This is a genomic window from Mesorhizobium sp. M7A.F.Ca.MR.148.00.0.0, from assembly GCF_003997735.1.
Classification (GTDB): Bacteria; Pseudomonadota; Alphaproteobacteria; order Rhizobiales; family Rhizobiaceae; genus Mesorhizobium.
Genome location: NZ_RZTB01000008.1, coordinates 1 through 17,287, shown reverse-complemented (window position 1 = coordinate 17,287; position 17,287 = coordinate 1). Strand labels below are relative to the sequence as shown.

General features: G+C 62.4%; 17 protein-coding genes. 7 read left to right on the top strand and 10 right to left on the bottom strand.

From position 1 onward, the window contains the following. Positions 1 to 44 precede the first annotated feature (44 nt). Genes EOB49_RS04855 through EOB49_RS04840 form a run of 4 tightly spaced genes read right to left on the bottom strand, consistent with a single transcriptional unit; the run spans position 45 to position 3,463 of the window. On the bottom strand, positions 45 to 1,022 hold the full coding sequence (locus tag EOB49_RS04855) for a quinone oxidoreductase (RefSeq protein WP_127380316.1): 978 nt from the start codon (positions 1,020 to 1,022) through the stop codon (positions 45 to 47). Positions 1,023 to 1,065: 43 nt separating this feature from the next. After that, positions 1,066 to 1,884: a phosphatidylcholine synthase gene (gene pcsA / locus EOB49_RS04850; protein ID WP_164781596.1), complete on the bottom strand. Its 819-nt coding sequence runs from the start codon at positions 1,882 to 1,884 to the stop codon at positions 1,066 to 1,068. Positions 1,885 to 1,895: 11 nt separating this feature from the next. Then, entirely contained in the window at positions 1,896 to 2,510 is a 615-nt protein-coding gene (locus EOB49_RS04845) for a DUF1326 domain-containing protein (RefSeq protein WP_127321883.1), read from the bottom strand. Positions 2,511 to 2,524: 14 nt separating this feature from the next. Continuing rightward, entirely contained in the window at positions 2,525 to 3,463 is a 939-nt protein-coding gene (locus EOB49_RS04840; protein WP_127380314.1) for a DUF2182 domain-containing protein, read from the bottom strand. A 71-nt stretch (positions 3,464 to 3,534) separates the two neighbouring features. Here EOB49_RS04840 and EOB49_RS04835 point away from each other — a divergent pair, with 71 nt between their 5' ends. Beyond that, entirely contained in the window at positions 3,535 to 4,746 is a 1,212-nt protein-coding gene (locus EOB49_RS04835) for a UbiH/UbiF family hydroxylase (protein ID WP_127380313.1), read from the top strand. On the opposite strand, the gene EOB49_RS04830 is transcribed toward EOB49_RS04835, so the two are convergent. Then, complete coding sequence (locus EOB49_RS04830; protein WP_127380312.1) at positions 4,723 to 5,685, bottom strand: AEC family transporter; 963 nt, start codon at positions 5,683 to 5,685, stop codon at positions 4,723 to 4,725. The genes EOB49_RS04835 and EOB49_RS04830 overlap by 24 nt on opposite strands. Before the next feature lie 125 nt (positions 5,686 to 5,810). Here EOB49_RS04830 and hspQ point away from each other — a divergent pair, with 125 nt between their 5' ends. Further along, complete coding sequence (gene hspQ / locus EOB49_RS04825; RefSeq protein ID WP_164781590.1) at positions 5,811 to 6,134, top strand: heat shock protein HspQ; 324 nt, start codon at positions 5,811 to 5,813, stop codon at positions 6,132 to 6,134. Between the two features lie 73 nt (positions 6,135 to 6,207). Here the strand turns inward: hspQ and EOB49_RS04820 are convergent, their stop codons facing one another. Beyond that, positions 6,208 to 6,837 (bottom strand): invasion associated locus B family protein, encoded by a 630-nt coding sequence (locus EOB49_RS04820; RefSeq protein ID WP_127270670.1) that lies wholly within the window; start codon positions 6,835 to 6,837, stop codon positions 6,208 to 6,210. A 232-nt stretch (positions 6,838 to 7,069) separates the two neighbouring features. Here EOB49_RS04820 and EOB49_RS04815 point away from each other — a divergent pair, with 232 nt between their 5' ends. Beyond that, entirely contained in the window at positions 7,070 to 8,890 is a 1,821-nt protein-coding gene (locus tag EOB49_RS04815) for an extracellular solute-binding protein (RefSeq protein ID WP_127380310.1), read from the top strand. A 17-nt stretch (positions 8,891 to 8,907) separates the two neighbouring features. Then, on the top strand, positions 8,908 to 9,588 hold the full coding sequence (locus EOB49_RS04810) for a DsbA family protein (RefSeq protein WP_127380309.1): 681 nt from the start codon (positions 8,908 to 8,910) through the stop codon (positions 9,586 to 9,588). Positions 9,589 to 9,625: 37 nt separating this feature from the next. Here the strand turns inward: EOB49_RS04810 and EOB49_RS04805 are convergent, their stop codons facing one another. Then, positions 9,626 to 10,063, bottom strand: a complete 438-nt coding sequence (locus EOB49_RS04805; RefSeq protein WP_127272122.1) for a hypothetical protein — start codon at positions 10,061 to 10,063, stop codon at positions 9,626 to 9,628. A gap of 167 nt (positions 10,064 to 10,230) precedes the next feature. Here EOB49_RS04805 and EOB49_RS04800 point away from each other — a divergent pair, with 167 nt between their 5' ends. The 3 genes from EOB49_RS04800 to mgtE all read left to right on the top strand — a co-directional run bounded on the left by EOB49_RS04800 (position 10,231) and on the right by mgtE (position 14,208). After that, positions 10,231 to 10,512 (top strand): hypothetical protein, encoded by a 282-nt coding sequence (locus EOB49_RS04800; protein WP_127380308.1) that lies wholly within the window; start codon positions 10,231 to 10,233, stop codon positions 10,510 to 10,512. A gap of 153 nt (positions 10,513 to 10,665) precedes the next feature. Next, positions 10,666 to 12,570: an ABC transporter ATP-binding protein/permease gene (locus EOB49_RS04795; RefSeq protein ID WP_164781589.1), complete on the top strand. Its 1,905-nt coding sequence runs from the start codon at positions 10,666 to 10,668 to the stop codon at positions 12,568 to 12,570. Between the two features lie 273 nt (positions 12,571 to 12,843). Further along, on the top strand, positions 12,844 to 14,208 hold the full coding sequence (gene mgtE / locus EOB49_RS04790; protein WP_127380306.1) for a magnesium transporter: 1,365 nt from the start codon (positions 12,844 to 12,846) through the stop codon (positions 14,206 to 14,208). Between the two features lie 60 nt (positions 14,209 to 14,268). Here mgtE and gor read toward each other — a convergent pair whose 3' ends face one another. From gor to rpiA, 3 genes are all read right to left on the bottom strand, one after another. Next, positions 14,269 to 15,660, bottom strand: a complete 1,392-nt coding sequence (gene gor / locus EOB49_RS04785; protein WP_127380305.1) for a glutathione-disulfide reductase — start codon at positions 15,658 to 15,660, stop codon at positions 14,269 to 14,271. Positions 15,661 to 15,776: 116 nt separating this feature from the next. Further along, entirely contained in the window at positions 15,777 to 16,379 is a 603-nt protein-coding gene (locus tag EOB49_RS04780) for a DUF2059 domain-containing protein (RefSeq protein WP_127318742.1), read from the bottom strand. Further along, positions 16,366 to 17,097 carry a ribose-5-phosphate isomerase RpiA gene (gene rpiA / locus EOB49_RS04775; RefSeq protein ID WP_027036598.1) on the bottom strand — a complete coding sequence of 244 codons (732 nt, stop codon included), beginning with the start codon at positions 17,095 to 17,097 and terminating at the stop codon, positions 16,366 to 16,368. The genes EOB49_RS04780 and rpiA overlap by 14 nt, the downstream gene beginning before the upstream one ends. Positions 17,098 to 17,287 lie beyond the last annotated feature (190 nt).

The window sequence follows — 17,287 nt, the reverse complement described above, 5'->3', positions numbered from 1 at the left end:
CAAGAATTTCAGCGGAAATTCAAGGGATAGCAAGGCAGAACGAACTAAGGGATGAGAATGGTCGTCCCTGTGGTCCTGCGGCCCTCGAGGTCGGAATGCGCCTTGCCGGCGTCCTTCAGCGCGTAGCGCTGGTTGATCTTGATTTCGACCGCGCCGCTGAGCACGACCTCGAACAGGGCGGCGGCAGAAGCGTCGAGGTCCTCGCGTTTTGCGTTGTAGACGAACAGTGTCGGCCTTGTTGCGAACAGCGACCCCTTCTGTGCCAGCAATGACATGCTGAACGGCGGTATGGGTCCCGATGACTGGCCAAAGCTGACGAACATGCCAAGCGACCGCAGGCAGTCGAGCGAAGCCGGAAATGTGTCGTTGCCGACCGAATCGTAGACGACATCGCATTTTTTGCCGCCGGTGATGGCGGCGACGCCGGCAACGAAATCCTGTTCCTTGTAGTTGATGACATGGTCGAAACCATGCGCCCTGGCGAGCTCGATCTTGTCGGACGAGCTGGCGGTGCCGATGACGGTGGCGCCGAGGTGTTTTGCCCATTGGCCGAGGATCAGCCCGACGCCGCCTGCCGCGGCATGGAACAGGATCGTGTCGCCAGCCTTCACCTTGAACGTCCGGCGCAGCAGATATTCCGCGGTCATGCCCTTCAGCATCATCGCTGCGGCCTGTTCGTCGCTGATGCCATCCGGCACCTTGACGACGCGGCTGGCATCGATGACGCGCTGTTGCGCGTAAGCGCCCGTCGTCACGGCATAGGCGATGCGATCGCCCGGATTCAGCCAGTCGACGCCCTGGCCGACCTCCAGCACCACGCCGGCAGCTTCGCTGCCTGGCACGAGCGGGAAGCCGCCAGGCGGCGGGTAGAGGCCAGAGCGATGGTAGACATCGATGAAATTGAGGCCGATCGCGGTGTGCCGGACCAGGATCTGCCCGGATCCCGGCTGGCCGGGGTCAGCGTCCTCATAGGTCAGAACTTCCGGGCCGCCATTGGCGTGAATGCGGATCGCTTTCGACATTGCTGGGCTTCCTGTGGGCTAGGCTTCCTGTGGGAGCGGCTGATCAAGCCTTTTTGGCACCGAGATTGGGAAAGAACTGCATGATGCCACCGATGCAGGCAAGGTAAAGCCCGGTGATGGTAATGCCGATCTTGGTGAAGGTGCTGACCTGTTCGCCCAGCACGCCGATCTGATCGTAGAAGGCAGCGAGTGCCGCCTGGGCCAGGGCAAGCGCCCCGAAAGCGCACCACAAGAGAGTCATCCCAAGGTTGATGCGCCGCAGCCGCACCACCCGCACCGGGTGGATGAAGTTGATCGGCACGAAAGTCAGGACGCCGGCCACCACCACCACCGCGAACGAAACCCATTGCCCGGGCTCGATGACGAACAGGGTGAACACCACCATGTTCCAGACGACGGGGAATCCCTTGAAGAAATTCTCCTTCGTCTTCATGCCGGTGTCGGCATAGTAGATGGCGCTGGACACGACGATGATCGCCGCCGACAGGAACGACAGGCCCTCGCCCATGAAGCCTCGCTGATAGAGCGCGAAGGCCGGGATCAGCACGTAGGTCACGTAGTCGATGATGTTGTCGAGCAGTTCGCCCGACCATGTCGGCAGGATCTCCTTGACCTCGAGCTTTCTGGCGATCGGTCCATCGATGCCGTCGACGAACAATGCCAGCCCGAGCCACCAGAACATTGCGGTCCAGCGCTCTTCGCTCGCCGCCACAAGCGAGAGGAAGGCCAGGAACGAGCCTGATGCGGTCAAGAGATGGACGGAGAACGCCCGCGCCTGTGGCCAGGTGACCTTCTTCTTCGGCCTGGGAATCCGGTCCGTGATTTTTTTGGCGGCTTTTCGGGCCGCCGTATTCCTGGCCATTGTGTTCTTGCTCACGGGCCCCGCCAATCCAGCTTGCAGATTTCGGCCGAACGGCCGGCGAAATTCCAGTTGCGGCCGAAAGCCCGCATCTTGCTCTTGTCAGACCTTGCCACGATAATCTCGGGCGCGATCCAGTATTCCGAATTGCTGATCACCGTATCCTTGTCGCGATCCTTGCCGGGGATGGGTGTCACCGCCCCGTCGATGATCTTCGGAATCTGGAAGATACGCGTCTTGTCACGCGTCTCATAGGTGATCGGCACCTGCTCGACGCCAAGGAATTTGCCGACGAGGATGGAGAGCAGCGATGTGGTTCCGCCTGCCTTGCCCGTGAAGATCTTGGTCAGCGCCTTGACCGCGTAGACCGAGGCTCGGCTGTCGATGAACAGGCCGGCGGTCCAGTTGCCGCGGCTCATATAGCCGGGGATTTCCATAATCAGCCCGAGATTGAGGCCGGACAGATCGACCTCACCGAAATGGCCTGCATCGATACGAAACCCCGCCCAGGTCTGACAATAGCCTTCGGTCGGCGGATGATTGCCAAGCGATAGCACGCAGGGGCAAAAAACCGTGCAATTGCAGGAGAGTACGAGCTCTCCCTTCATCGCCCAGCTCTGGTCTGCCATCGATTTTCCCCCACTCATAGCGAGACTACTAGCAGCGCGGCTGCCCAGACAAGCAGTATCGCACCGGCCAGCCGGGTTGGAACCCTGCTGGCTGTTTGTTTTTCGATCAGGGTGAACAGCCCGATCAACGCCATCCAGAAAATGTTCATGACGCCAACGGCGAACATCACCAGCATCAAGGCCCAGCAGCAGCCGAGACACCACAGACCTTGCGCGACACCGAGCCGAAAGATGTTAAGGGGCCTTGCGCTCCAGTTCGAAAACAGGACCGAGAACGGGTTCTTGCATTTCTTCAGGCAAGCTTCCTTGAGGCCGCTGAACTGGTAGAGGCCGGCAATCACGAGAGCGAGCGCACCGGCAAGGCCGGCGACCGGATCGAGCATCCCGGCTGATAAGGCGAATGCATGGGCGGCCAAGGTCAGCGCCGCGAACATTATTGAAGCGGCGAGCCAGACGCTTAGGTAACCGGCGACCAGCACCAGCGGGTGAACGACCGGTTCGCCCTTGATGCGAGCCGTGTCAGCGATTTCGCAATAGGTGCGGATCATCGGCGCCGCCGAAGGCAGCATCATCGCGACCGCCATCAGGAGCCACATGAAAACGAGCGCGCCGGCCTGCAAGCCGAGATCTGCGTCCAAGGGCACCGGTGAGAGGCACAGCACAAAGAACCGTTCCAGGAAATCGGGCAGCGGCAGTTGCGGCAGGCTGCGCAGGATCGTGTCGCCAGGGGCGCCGACGCCCGCAATCCCTGTTTCAGCCCCGCGGATTGCCATCGCCGCAAGAGACAGCCAGGCAAGCAGGATGCAAGCGCCGACAACGACGTTTACCGTGACGCGAGGATTGCGCGCGATGCCGGCCATGGCGCGGCCGGCGCGGTCGAGATGGCTGAAGTCGTCCTGCTGGCCGGTCATGACATCCGAATGGGCCGAATCGCCGCGTTGATCAAGCGGCATGATCTGACCTATATGCTCATCGAACGGCAGGTCGGGTGGACCCGCCTCGCATTGCAAGCCGGAAGCCGATCTTGGAGCATCAGCAAACTGCGCGGATACTGGTTGCCGGCACGGGGCCGGCAGGGCTGATCGCGGCGCTCGGTTTTGCCGCCGAAGGTTTCCCGGTGACGCTGGTCGGGCCGGAGCCCACTGCCCCCGACGGCCGCACGACGGCCCTGATGAACCCTGCCTTGAAAGTGCTCGACCGGCTTGGCGTGCTCGAAGCCGTCAAATCCAAGGCGGCGCCCCTGAAAGTGATGCGCATCGTCGACGCCACCAGCCGGCTGATCCGCAGCCCGGTCGTCACCTTCCGTGCCAGCGAAATCGACGAGGACCAATTCGGGCTGAACCTTCCCAACAGCGTCCTCAACCCGGCACTCGCCAGCGCCGTTGCCGCGCATGCCGGCATCGACCGGCTGATGTCGATAGTGGCGAACTGGCGTCTCGATGCCGAGCACGCCCGTGCCGTCCTGGCCGACGGCAGCACGGTCGACGCATCGCTTGCGGTCGCCGCCGACGGGCGGTTGTCACCGGCGCGCCAGGCGGCCGGCATCTCGACCTCGGCCCGCTCCTACCCGCAGGCAGCTCTCGTCCTCAATTTCGGCCATAGCGGCGACCACGCCTTCACCTCGACGGAATTCCACACCGAGACCGGTCCGTTCACGCAGGTTCCCCTGCCCGGCAATCGCTCCAGCCTGGTCTGGGTGGTCAAGCCCGACACCGCGACCGACCTCGCCGCACTGGACGATACGACGCTTTCTCAGCGGGTTGAACAGCAGATGCAGTCGATGCTGGGCCGGGTGACGGTCGAGCCGGGCCGGCAGATCTATCCCCTTTCAGCGGTGACGCCACTGCGTTTCGCCCGAGATCGGGTTGCGCTGGTCGGCGAAGCCGCCCATGTGTTTCCGCCGATTGGTGCGCAAGGCCTAAATCTCGGCATCAGGGACGTCGACGATCTCGTTGGAATTGCTTGTGAAAATCGAGCCGACCCGGGTTCTGCCAAGGCGCTTGCGGCCTATGATTTCAAGCGCCGCCCCGATATTCTGGCGCGTAGCAGCGCGGTCAACCTGCTCAACATGTCGCTGCTTTCCGACATGCTGCCGGCCCAGATGGCCCGCGTGGCCGGGCTCGGCGTGCTCGGTGGCTTCGCGCCGCTTCGGGCTTTTTTCATGCGCGAGGGGCTTCGTCCAGGCAGCGGTTTTGCCGCGCTAGCCGGCGGGTTAGGGAAACAGGTCCGGCGCTAGGATATCGTGCCGGATCAGGTAGAGCAGCCCGGTGACAGTCACGACCGATAGACAGGTTGTGATCAGCACACTGGCCGACGCGCGCTGTACCCAGACGCCATACTGCTGGGCGATGACGAAGACGTTGGTGGCGGTCGGCAATGCCGCCAGAAGCACCGCCGAGAAGACCCATGTCTCCGAGAAATTGCCGATCCAGCTCAGCACGACATAGCAGAGCAACGGGTGCAGGATCAGTTTCAGCGCCGCAATCGGAACCATCTCGTGCGGGACGCGATTGAGCGGCCTGAGCGCCAGCGTGACGCCCATGGCAAACAGCGCGCAAGGTGCGGCCGCCCGGGAAAGATATTCCAGAAATCGCTCCACCGGCACGGACGGTCGAAAGCCGATATAGGCGGCGCCGACGCCCAGGGCGGTTGCGATGATGAACGGGTGCAGCACGATCTTGCGCACGACACCCAGCGCAAGCCGGAGAGGCGTGGTCTTGTCGTCGCCCGACAGCGCCATCATCATGGGCGCGATGGCGAAATGCATGATGTTCTCGAAACAAAAGATCAGGGCGACCGGCACAGCCGCCGCCTCGCCGAAGGCCAGCAATGCCAGGCCCGGTCCCATATAGCCGATATTGCCATAGGCGGCCGCGAGCGCCTTGATGGTCGATTGCGCTATCTCGCCGCGCGAGGTCAGGACCGACCCCATGAACATCAAGGAAAATATCATGAAGGTCGAGACGACCGAACCGAAGATGAAGCGCCATTCCGTCAGGTCTTCGAACGGCGTCTTGGCAAGCAGTTGGAAGAAAAGTGCCGGCAGCGCGACATAGACGATGAACGTGTTCATCCAGCCGAGCGCCTCCAGCGGCTGCCTGGTGATGCGCGCCACCAGAAACCCGACAAAAATCAAGCCGAAGAACGGAAGAACAAGACCGATGACGTCAGACATTTTTATGCTGGTCCGAAACCCTGGCGCCGGGCTAGCCCGTTGCTTAATAGGGCGTCAAGCACCTCGGGATTGAATTGATGCGCGGTCTGCGCCAAATAAGCCCAAGGAATTCAGTGGTGAGTACGATGAAAACAGCCAAATTCGCAATCGGACAGGTGGTTCGCCACCGGCTGTTTCCATTCAGGGGCATTATTTTCGATGTCGATCCGCAATTCGCCAACACCGACGAATGGTACGAAGCCATCCCCGCCGACGTGCGGCCGCACAAGGATCAGCCTTTCTATCATCTGCTCGCCGAGAATTCGGAGACCGAATACATCGCCTACGTCTCCGAGCAGAATCTGCTCGAGGATCAGTCGGGTGAGCCGGTCCGGCATCCGCAGATCAAGGAGATGTTCGACAAGCAGCCGGACGGGCGCTACCAGCCGAAACGGCAGTCGAGGCATTAGCCTACTGGAAGACAATCACAAAAAAAGCGGGGCATGAACCCCGCTTTTTTGTTGGCTCGGCGATACCGGCCGATCAGTTGGCGGTCTTCGCCTTGTCCTGCTCTTCCTTGAGCTTCTTGGCGAAATCCTGGTTGTTCTTGGCGACGAAGTCCTGAAGCTTCTTTTGCCGGTCCTCGATGTCCGACTGCTGCAGCGCCGGTCCGTCATAGGCGCCGCTGAAGCCCTGCAGGGCGACCTTGATCGGATTGGGCTGGTTCTGGAAATTGACGGAGGTCAGCGTGATCGCCTGGCCTTTCTTGAAGGCGGCGACGAGCTGATCGGTCAGCGGCACTTCCGCCACGCAACGATCCGGGAAGCAGATCACATAGTCGAGCTTCTGCGCCTTGCCGGTGTCGATCTGCAGGCCGATGCCGGGAGGCACCAGACGGCCGGTCGGGACCGTCACCTGGAACACCTTGCGGTTCACCTTGCCCTTCAGCTCGATCAGGCTGACGCCGGTGACCAATTGGCCGTTGCCGGCGGTGGTGATGTTCTGGACGTTGCAGATGTCGACGTCTTCCTGCTTGGTGCAGGCCTTGAACCAGCCTTGCGGAATCTGCTGTTGCTGCTGTGCGGAAGCAGCGGGAAGTCCTGCGCCGAGAAAGCCGACCACGCCAGCGGCCATGACCGACAGGCGGTACGCGTTGCTGTTCAGGCTCGTCATGTCGTGCACTTCCTCTCAAATGATCCCGGGACCGGCTTCTTCGTGCCGTGTGGTCCAGCTACCTGTTGCCGAAATGAGGCAACAGAATGACTTCGGAGGGCGTGTTACACTGCAAGCGATGCCGAATCCAGCCCGACGTCAGCAATTGTTGAACGCGCGGTTGGCCGGCGCGCAGCCGCCTCATGCTAGGGTGCACACCGAATCATCAAGCCGACCCAGTAAGGAGACGGTCATGGGCCGCGTTGTTGTTTGGCTGATCACCGGGATATCGTTTCTCGCCCTTTCGCATCAGCCGGCCGCATCGGAGCCGAAGCACGCTATCGCCATGCAGGGTGAGCCGGCGCTACCGCCCGGCTATACGCATTTCGACTACGTCAATCCCGACGCGCCGAAGGGTGGCTCAATCACCTATTGCGTCGTCGGCAGCTTCGACAATCTGAACCCTTTCATCCTCAAGAGCCTGCGCACGACGGCGCGCGGCATGATGGATACGATCTTCGGCAATCTGGTCTTCGAGCCGTTGATGCAGCGCAATGCCGACGAGGCTTTCACGCTCTACGGTTTGTTGGCCGACAGCGCCGACATGGACCCGGAGCGCAAGAGCATCGAATTCCATCTCAATCCGAAGGCCAAATGGTCGGACGGTCAGCCGGTGACGCCGGAGGACGTGCTGTTCAGCTATGACGTCTACACCGAGAAAGGCCGCCCGCCTTACAGCGATCGCATGGCCAGGGTCGCCAAGCTCGAAAAGACCGGCGATCACAGCGTGCGCTTCACCTTCAACGACAAGGCCGATCGCGAATTCCCGCTGATCATCGCGCTGACCCCGATCATCCCGAAGCACGCCTTCGACAAGGAGACTTTCGACAGGACGACGCTCAAGCCGGTGATCGGCAGCGGCCCTTATAGGATCGCGCAGGTGCAGCCCGGCCAGCGCATCGTGTTCAAGCGCAACCCGGACTACTGGGGCAAGGACGTCCCGGCCAAGCGCGGTTTCGACAATTACGACCAGATCACCATTGAGTATTTCCTCAACGCCAACGCCAAGCTCGAAGCGTTCAAGAAAGGCCTTTGCGCCATCGACGACGACAGTGACCCGGTGAAGCGCGAGCGCGATCTCGATTTTCCGGCCTTCCACAAGGGCGACGTCGTCGCCGAAACCTTCGACACCGGCATTCCGCCCGTGGTGACCGGTTTCCTGTTCAACACGCGGTTGCCGAAATTCGCCAACCCTGTCGTGCGGCGCGCGCTCGGCATGCTCTACGACTTTGAATGGGCCAACAAGAACCTGTTCGGCGGCAAATACACGCGCACGATGAGTTACTGGCAGAATTCCGAGCTTTCCGCGATCGGGCATCCGGCCGACGACAGGGAGAAAGCGCTTCTGGCGCCCTACCCCGGCCGCGTCCCCGCCGATGTCATGGACGGTACATGGCGGCCGCCGGTGACCGACGGATCGGGCCAGGACCGCCGCGTGCTGAAGGCAGCCTTCGATCTTTTGAAAAGTGTCGGCTACCACGTGCAGAATGGAACGATGCTCGATCCCCAATGCAAACCCTTCAGCTTCGAAATCCTGACCGCGTCGCAGGACGAGGAGCGCCTTGCCGGCATCTACCAGCGCACGCTGGAGAAGATCGGCATCGATCTCACCATTCGCAGCCTCGACGGCGACCAGATCCAGTCGCGCAAGCAGCGCTTCGACTTCGAGGTCCTGATCGGATCGAGCGGCTTCAACAATTCGTTGTCGCCCGGCATCGAGCAGAGCGGGCGCTGGAGTTCCGCCGCGGCCAGGACGGAAGGCTCGTTCAATCTCGCCGGCGTCGCCGATCCGGCTGTGGACGCGGCGATCGAGGCGATGCTGCGCGCCCGCTCCAAGGAGGATTATGTTGCCGCCGTTCGCGTTCTCGACCGGCTGCTGATCTCCGGCAACTACATGGTGCCGATGCAGCACAACACGCAGCAATGGATTGCCTACTGGAACTACCTGGAACATCCGCAAAAGACGCCCATATTCGGGTATCAACTGCCAACATGGTGGCGCAAACCCAACTGAGGGATCAGGAGATCGAGATGAGCGAATTGAACGCCATCACCGTCGATGTGGTGTCCGATGTCGTCTGTCCCTGGTGCTTCATGGGCCAGAAGCGGCTCGACAGGGCGATTGCCGCCGTCGGCGATGTCGACGTGCATGTCCGCTGGCGGCCGTTCCAGCTCGATCCGACCATTCCGCCCGAAGGGAAGGACCGCCGCGAATACATGCTGGCAAAATTCGGCAGTGATGAGCGCATCCGCGAGATTCACGCCCGCATCGAGCCGCTGGGCGAAGCGGAAGACATTTCCTTTGCCTTCGACGCCATCAAGGTGGCGCCGAACACGCTCGATGCGCACCGGCTGATCCGCTGGGCAGGTGCCGCCGGCGAAGCCATTCAGAACAGGCTTGTGCGCCGGCTGTTCCAGCTGAATTTCGAGGAAGGCGCCAACATTGGCGATCATGCCGTGCTGGTCGAGGCGGCGCGAGAGGCCGGCATGGATGCGTCCGTGGTCGCCACGCTTTTGCCGACCGAGGCCGATGTCGAGGCGGTGCGCACCGAGATCGCCACCGCGTCGCGCATGGGCATTTCTGGCGTGCCGTGCTTCCTGCTCGAGGACAAGTACGCGGTCATGGGCGCACAGGATGCCGACACGCTGGCCGATGCCATTCGCCAGGTGGCGGCCGCCAAGGCGCGCGGCGAACTGGACAAGGCCGGCTGAGCCGACCGCCCTCTCCTCTCCGCGACAGCAGCAAACGTTACTTCACCGTCGCTTTGGCCTTGCTGATGAAAAATCCATGGCCGTTCGTGGCGGTGCAGGTCAGTCCCTTGGTTGACGACTGGCACGAGAACGGCCCGGCGCTCCAGCTGTTGCCGTAGCCAAGCTTGTCGACATCGCTGCAGCAGCCCTGCTCGCCCGGGTTCTTGATCAGCGTGGCTGGCCCCTTCGGACCCAGGATAATCGTGACGTAGCTCGGCTCGACGCGCGAGCAACTCAGCTCCGGGCCGCCATCCTTTGGCTCATAGGTGCCGGTGCCGCCTTTGGCCGTGTAGATGCAGCCGATGTTGCCGGACGGCGTGTTGAACTCGATCTGGCCTTCGGCGCTGGCCGGGATGCTCTGCGCGCCGGCATGCGCCAAAGGTACGAGGGGCAGCCAGGCGAAGAGGGACAGGATTGCGGCCGCGCGTGCAAGCATTGGGAGCTTCCTTGTTGGAGAACCGGACATGCATGAGTGTCGACGATGGCGGGCAAGGTTCAACCCCAAGCGGATGAATTGTCAAACGCAGTCCCTCAGCTGACCGGACAAGACGGAACGCGCCGCTCGATCGATTCTCCCGTCACTTCCTGCCCCTGGCAAGGACGATGACGGCATTCCTGGCGAGTCACGAACCGCAAATTTTCGAGCTCTCTGGGCCGTCCGCAGTGAGAAAACCGATCGCTCGACACGATTTCGAGTTCACGAAACCGTGTGAAAGCCTTCCCCAGGGGAAGCTCCATCGACGGCATTTTATTGAAGATCAAGTATCTGAAATCAATATCGATATTCTGATTATTGCCGACCGTTGTCGCTACATTTCAGCGTGTAATCTGTTGCCTCACGGCAACGGCTGCCGGGGCAATCCGGTCGGGCCGGTTTTAAATTAATGGAAAATGATCAATTGGTGTTACCATCCGTAACAAAAGAAAAAAGGTTTGGGCGGGATCGTGATTCGGGTCGGTAGACCATCGCAAGAGTCAGTACCGGAAAAAACACCTCGCGATGCCGCAGGGCGATCGCTTCTGACGCCGGTGTCGTCGATGCGCAGCTTCTGGGGCCTGATGCGGGCCTACTGGGTTTCCGACCGCTGGAAGGAAGCCTGGACGCTGACGCTGGTGATCGCGGTGCTCACGGCGCTGTCCAGCAAGGCCGGTGTCTGGTTCGCCGAAGCCTCCGGCGAACTGGTCAATTCGATCGCCTTCTTCCATGACGCCGCCAACACCACGCCGCTTCGCTCGCTGCTGATCAATGCCGGCGTCCTCGTGCTGCTGGTGGTACTCAAGGACGCTGGCTTCACCGGCGTCCGCAATCTTGTCTCGGCGACATTGCACCGCAAATGGCGCGGTTGGTTGGACAGCCGCTTCAATGAAGCGCTGCTGGATGGCAACCATACGCATTTCCATGCCCAGCATGCATCGACCGGCAGCGGCGCACCGGCCCCCGACAACATCGACCAGCGTGTCCAGGAATCCATCAAGGACATGACCGGGGGCGCCATCGGGCTCGCCATGGGCGTGCTGGGCGTCGCCACATCGCTCTATTTCGTCGGCCAGAAGCTGCTCGAAAACTCCGTCGAGGTGAAGGGGCTGGAGTTCCTCGGCAGCTATGGCAGCGCCATTCTCGCCTTCCTGGCCGTCGCCACCTACGTGCCGCTGAACACTTGGATAGCGGTCAAGCTCGGCGGCCTGCTCGAACGCCTCAACGTCAGGATGCAGCAAGCCGAAGGCAGCTATCGCGGCGAGCTGACGACATTCCTGCGCCGCTCCTTCCATGTCGCGGCGTCTCAGGGCGAAGGCGTGCAAAGGACCATGCATGGCCGGCTCTATGTCGATATCGACGGCACCTGGACGCGGCTGAACGTCGTCAACACCGTCTACATGTCGTTCGAGCTGATCTATAATTTCATCGGCGCCCGCATTGTCGCCTACGGACCCGGCCTGGTGCCGTTTATCCACAACGGTCTCGACCTCAAGGGCTACATTACCGGCTCCGAGCTGGTCAATTCGCTGATCGGCCAGTGTTCGTGGTTCATCCACGTCATGCCCGCCATCGCCACGCTGCGCGCCAACAGCCAGCGTGTCACCGAGTTGGCCAACGCGATCGAGAATGTCCAGCATCCGCAGGAATTCTACAGCCAGACCGGCCGCTCCGATTTCCACTACACCAGCCAGAACCCGGTTTTCGGCCTGACCATCCAGAAGCTCGAACTGGCGCATCAAGGCGAGGATGCGACGCCCTTCCTCAGCGCCGCCAATTTGCGCTTCCGGCGCGGCGAATGGACTTTCCTGAAGGGCGAGTCCGGCTGCGGCAAGACCTCGCTGATCAAGGCGATCAACGGCCTGTGGCCCTATGGCCGCGGCACCATCGTCTTCCCCGAAGGCGTGAAGAGTTTCTATGCCGCCCAGGAGGTTAAGCTGCAGCCTGTGTCGCTGAAGCAACTGGTCTGCCTGCCGGGCTCCGAGCACGACCATGGCGACGCGCAGGTGGCGTCGGCGCTGCACAAGGCCGGGCTCGGCGACTTCATCGAGCACATGGCCGACGAAAGCCGCGAAGGCAAAAGCTGGGACCAGGTGCTGTCGGGTGGCCAGAAGCAGAAGCTGGTGGTGGCTCGCATCGTGCTGCAGCAGCCGGGGCTGCTGTTCCTCGACGAGGCGACCGGCGCGCTCGACCCCGACGGCAAGGTCGCCTTCCACCAGGCCATCAAGGACAACTGTCCCGATGTCACGGTGATCAGCGTCATGCACGAGGCGGTGGCGCCGAGATCGATGACGGGCAGCGAATTCTATCACAGCATCGTCGCGATCGCCGACGGCGTCGCCACCAAGAAGCCGCTGGTTCCGACCCTGCCCGCCGAGCTCACCACTATTCTGGTGCAGCCCAGGCCGGTCCCAAGGCCGGTCGAAGACAAGTGGCTGCGTTTCTCGCGCCGGCTGAAGCAAAAATAACGGTTATTCCACCCCGGTCTGCCGAGGCGAACGGCGGCCGGCGATCACAGTCTCGCGATCTTGGCCGCTCGTCGGCATTTTCCCTCCTCACCGCGATTGACACGGCAAGGCGCGCTCCTATGTTGCGCCCGCTTGCAGATAGTAAAAACGCGAACCCGCAAGCGGAAAGGTCACCGCGCCATGCCTGGCGACAGTCACAGTCGAACGCAACAGCCGTCCGCCCTGACGTGACCTCACATGGTTCATGTCCTGCCGGACGGCAAGGAGTGAGCCATGAACGAATTTACCACAGTGGCAAGCGACGAAGCCGTCGCGATTGCCCGTATCCTAGCCAACGATCACGTCGCCGACATTGTCGAGGCCCTGAACAGGGAGCCTCGAGAGACCGCGACGGAACTGCTCTGTGAAGTGACGTTCGAACGTCTGGTCGAGATCTTCGACCAGCCGGAACTCGACGGCGCGTCCGAACTCATGGAGGCGCTGCCGCGCGCCAAGGCGGGCAAGCTGCTCACCGCCATGTCGGTCGACCGGGCCGCCGACATTTTGCGCGAGCTCGACGAGCCGGCGCGTTCCGAGCTGCTTGGCGGACTTGCGCCGCCGCTGCGCGCAACCCTGCTCTCCATCCTCGGCTACCCCGAAGGCAGTGCCGCATCGATCATGACGACGGAGTTCGTCAGCGTGCCCTCGGACTGGACCGTCGGGCAAACGCTCGACTACATCCGCAAGGTGGAGCGGGCGCGCGAGACCGTCTACGCGATCTATATCGTCGATCCGCAGACGCACCTGCTCGTGCGCTCGACGGGCCTGCGCCGGCTGATCACCGGTGAGCCTGACGATCCGATCATGACGGTGGCGCCGGATCACCTTCCGGTGACGGTCGGCCCGCTGACCGATCGCGAAACCCTGGCGCAGACGATTTCCAAATACGATCTGCTCGCCGTTCCGGTCGTCGACCATGGCAAGATCCTCGGCATCGTCACCATCGACGACATCATCGACACGATGGTCGCGGAGACGACCGAGGACGCGCACCGTTTCGGCGGCATGGAGGCGCTGGACGAGCCGTACATGAAGATGAGCTTCCTCGCCATGATCAGGAAACGCGGCGGCTGGCTGTGCGCGCTGTTCATCTCGGAGATGCTGACGGCCAACGCCATGCAGAGCTATGAGGGCGAGCTGGAGAAGGCGATCGTACTGACGCTGTTCATCCCGCTGATCATGAGCTCCGGCGGCAATTCCGGCTCGCAGGCGACCTCGCTGGTCATCCGGGCGCTGGCGCTGCGCGAGATCGGTCTTGGCGACTGGTGGCGGGTGGCGCTGCGCGAGCTGCCCACCGGCTTGGTGCTGGGCGCCATGCTCGGCGTGGTCGGCGTCTGCCGCATTGCGCTGTGGCAATATATGGGCTTCTACGATTATGGCCCGCACTGGCCGCTGATTGCCACCACGGTGGGTGCTGCACTGGTCGGCATCGTCACCTTCGGTTCGCTGTCGGGGTCGATGCTGCCGTTCGCCTTGAAACGTATCGGCTTCGACCCTGCCAGCGCATCGGCGCCGTTCGTCGCCACGTTGGTCGATGTCACCGGGCTGGTGATCTATTTTTCGGTGGCGCTTGTGATCCTGCGCGGCACGCTGCTGTAGCGACTATCTCCGCCGTGGCATGACCTTGCCGCGGCGGAGTTCCTCAACCCGGATTTGCCGTCAATCGACGCGCACGCCGTCCTTCACGCGATAGGTCGGCTTGTACATGGTGACCAGTTCTTCCGCCGCTGTCGGATGCACGGCCATCGTACGGTCGAAATCGTCCTTGGTGAGGCCGGCCTTCAGCGGGATGCCGAGCAGCTGCGCCATCTCGCCGGCGTCCGGCCCCAATATGTGGGCGCCAAGCACTTTTTTCGACGCGCCATCGACCACCAGCTTTATCAGCATCTTCTCGTCGCGCCCGGACAGGGTGTGCCGCATCGGCCGGAATGTCGCGCGGTAGATCTCGATGTCGGGGAAGCGCTTGACGGCGTCGTCCTCCGACAATCCGACAGTGCCGATCTCCGGCTGTGAAAAGACAGCGGTCGCGATCGTCTCGTGATCGGGCGCGGTCGGATTTCCCTTGAAGGCGGTTTCGATGAAGCACATCGCCTCATGGATCGCCACCGGCGTCAGTTGCACGCGGTTGGTGACGTCGCCGATCGCCCAGACGTTGTCGACGTTGGTGCGGGAATATTGGTCGACGGCGATGGCGCCAGTCTTGGTCATCTCCAGTCCGATGCCTTCCAGGCCCATATTCTCGGTGTTGGGAATGCGGCCGATAGCCAGCATCACCTGGTCGACGGTCAGCACCTCGCCGCCGCTGACGAGCGCGTCGAGCCGGCCGTCCGGCCGCTTGCGGATCCATTCGGACACGGAATGGCAGAGGATCCTTATCCCCTTCTTCTCCATCGTCTCGTGCAGCATGCGCCGCAGGTCCATGTCGAACCGGCTGAGGATCTCCTTGCCGCGATAGACCAGCGTGGTGTCGACGCCGAGACCGTGAAAGATGTTGGCGAACTCGACGGCGATATAACCGCCGCCCTCGATCATGATCGCCTTGGGCAATTCCTTGAGGTCGAAAGCCTCGTTGGAAAAGATGCAATGTTCATGGCCGGGCAGCGCCGGATGCGCCGCGGGTCGGCCGCCGGTGGCGATCAGGATCTGGTCTGCTGTGACGGTGCGATCCTCGCCCAGAAGATGCACGACATGCGGATCGACGATCATGGCGCGCGAGTGGAAGGTCTCGCCGCCGGCGCCCTCGACGTTCCTGACGTAGATGGCCTCCAGCCGGCTGATCTCGCGATCCTTGTTGGCGACCAGTGTCTGCCAGTCGAAACTGGCTTCCGGCACCGTCCAGCCATAGCCGGCGGCGTCGGCAAAATGCTCGGGAAATTGCGAGGCATAGACATAGAGCTTTTTCGGCACGCAGCCGCGGATGACGCAGGTGCCGCCATAGCGATATTCCTCGGCGATGCCGACACGCTTGCCGAGAGCCGCGGCGACACGCGCCGCCCTCACCCCGCCCGAACCGCCGCCGATGACGAAAAGATCGTAGTCGTAACCAGCCATGACGCGGCTCCCAGGCTTCAGAAATGTGTCAGACAGGTAGGCCGCAAAACGTCAAAAGAAAAGCCCGGACAGGCCGGGCTTTCGCGGGAGGCCGCAAGGCCATTTGAAAATGCGGCTCAGTTGTTGTCCGCGGGGGCCGCGCCATCGGCGGGCGCTGCGCCATCGGCCGGAGCGGCGGCTCCGGCGGCGGGCGCGGCAGGTGCAGCCTGCGCCTTTGCCTTGGCGGCTGCGGCCAGCGTTTCGCCGACCTGCTGGGCGAGATCGCGGCCCAGGCCGTTCTGCCAGATGTCGGCTGCCTTGACCAGTTCGCGGGTCACCGTCGGGCCGCTATCGAGCAGCTTCTTGCCCGAATCGGAATTGTAGAAGGCGGCGATGTCGGTCAGTTCCTTTTCGGAGAACACTTTTGCGTAGGCGAGTGCGGCTTCCTTCTCGAGATCGGCGCGGCGCGAGGCCAGCGCCAGCGCCTTCTCGCTGATCGTCTTGCCGATCAGTTCCTGCATGTCCGGGTTCTTCTGGATCAGCTGCGATTCGAGCGCCGCGGCTGCCTGCGGCAGGATGTTGTCGAACGGGTCGGTCGCGTGGATCGCAGCGACCGCCGCGCGGGCGGCCTTCAGGTGCGATTCCGTGACATCCTGCGAAAACGCCGGCGAAGAGAAGGCGAAAACGGCCGACGCCGCCAGAAGGACGGAAAGGCTGCGAACCCGGTTATGCAACGTCATGATCGGTAGAACTCCCTGGTTTTCGGGCGGCATGGACGGTTTGGATACCGTCGCCGCCGGCGATGATGGCCGCTGAAGCCAGCCCGATGAAAAGACCATGCTCGACCACGCCCGGAATGGCGTGCAGAGCATTCGAAAGCGCTCTTGTATCCGGAATGCGGCCAAAAGATGCATCGAGGATAAAATGGCCGCCGTCTGTAACAAAAGCCTGGCCGCCCGTCATCCTCAATGTGACCGGCCCGGAAAGACCGAGCTTTTCAGCCGCTGCGGCAACCGCGATTTCAGTGGCGCGCAGGCCGAACGGATTGACTTCGATCGGCAGCGGAAAACGGCCGAGCGTCTCGACCATCTTGGAGCGGTCGGCGATGACGATCATGCGCTGGGACGCCGCGGCGACGATCTTCTCGCGCAGCAGCGCGCCGCCGCCGCCCTTGACCAGGGTCAGTTCCGGGTCGACTTCGTCGGCGCCGTCGACGGTGAGGTCGAGCTCTGGCGTTTCCTCCAGCGTCGACAGCGGCACGCCAAGCTCGCGGCACAGCAACGCGGTGCGCTCCGAAGTCGGCACGCCAATGACGGTCATGCCGGTGGCGACCTTTTCGGCAAGCAGCCGCACGAACTCTTCGGCCGTGGTGCCGGTGCCGATGCCGAGCCGCATGCCGTCGCTCACATGGGCGAGTGCTGCCCGCGCGGCTTCGACCTTCAACTGCCTTGCATCCATGTCAGTTAGTGTCCCGGAAATTCGCTGCCGGGCTCGTAGCATTTTTGCCGGTTCGGTCAAAGCCCCAGGCGGCGGGTCCCCAGGTGAGGCGCGTATAGGAATTATTTCCTTGACCGGTGAGTGCAGCTATGCTACATTTTTGCCCATGGTGCTGATTTGCGCCAACGACCCGCCGCTGTGGCGGGTTTTT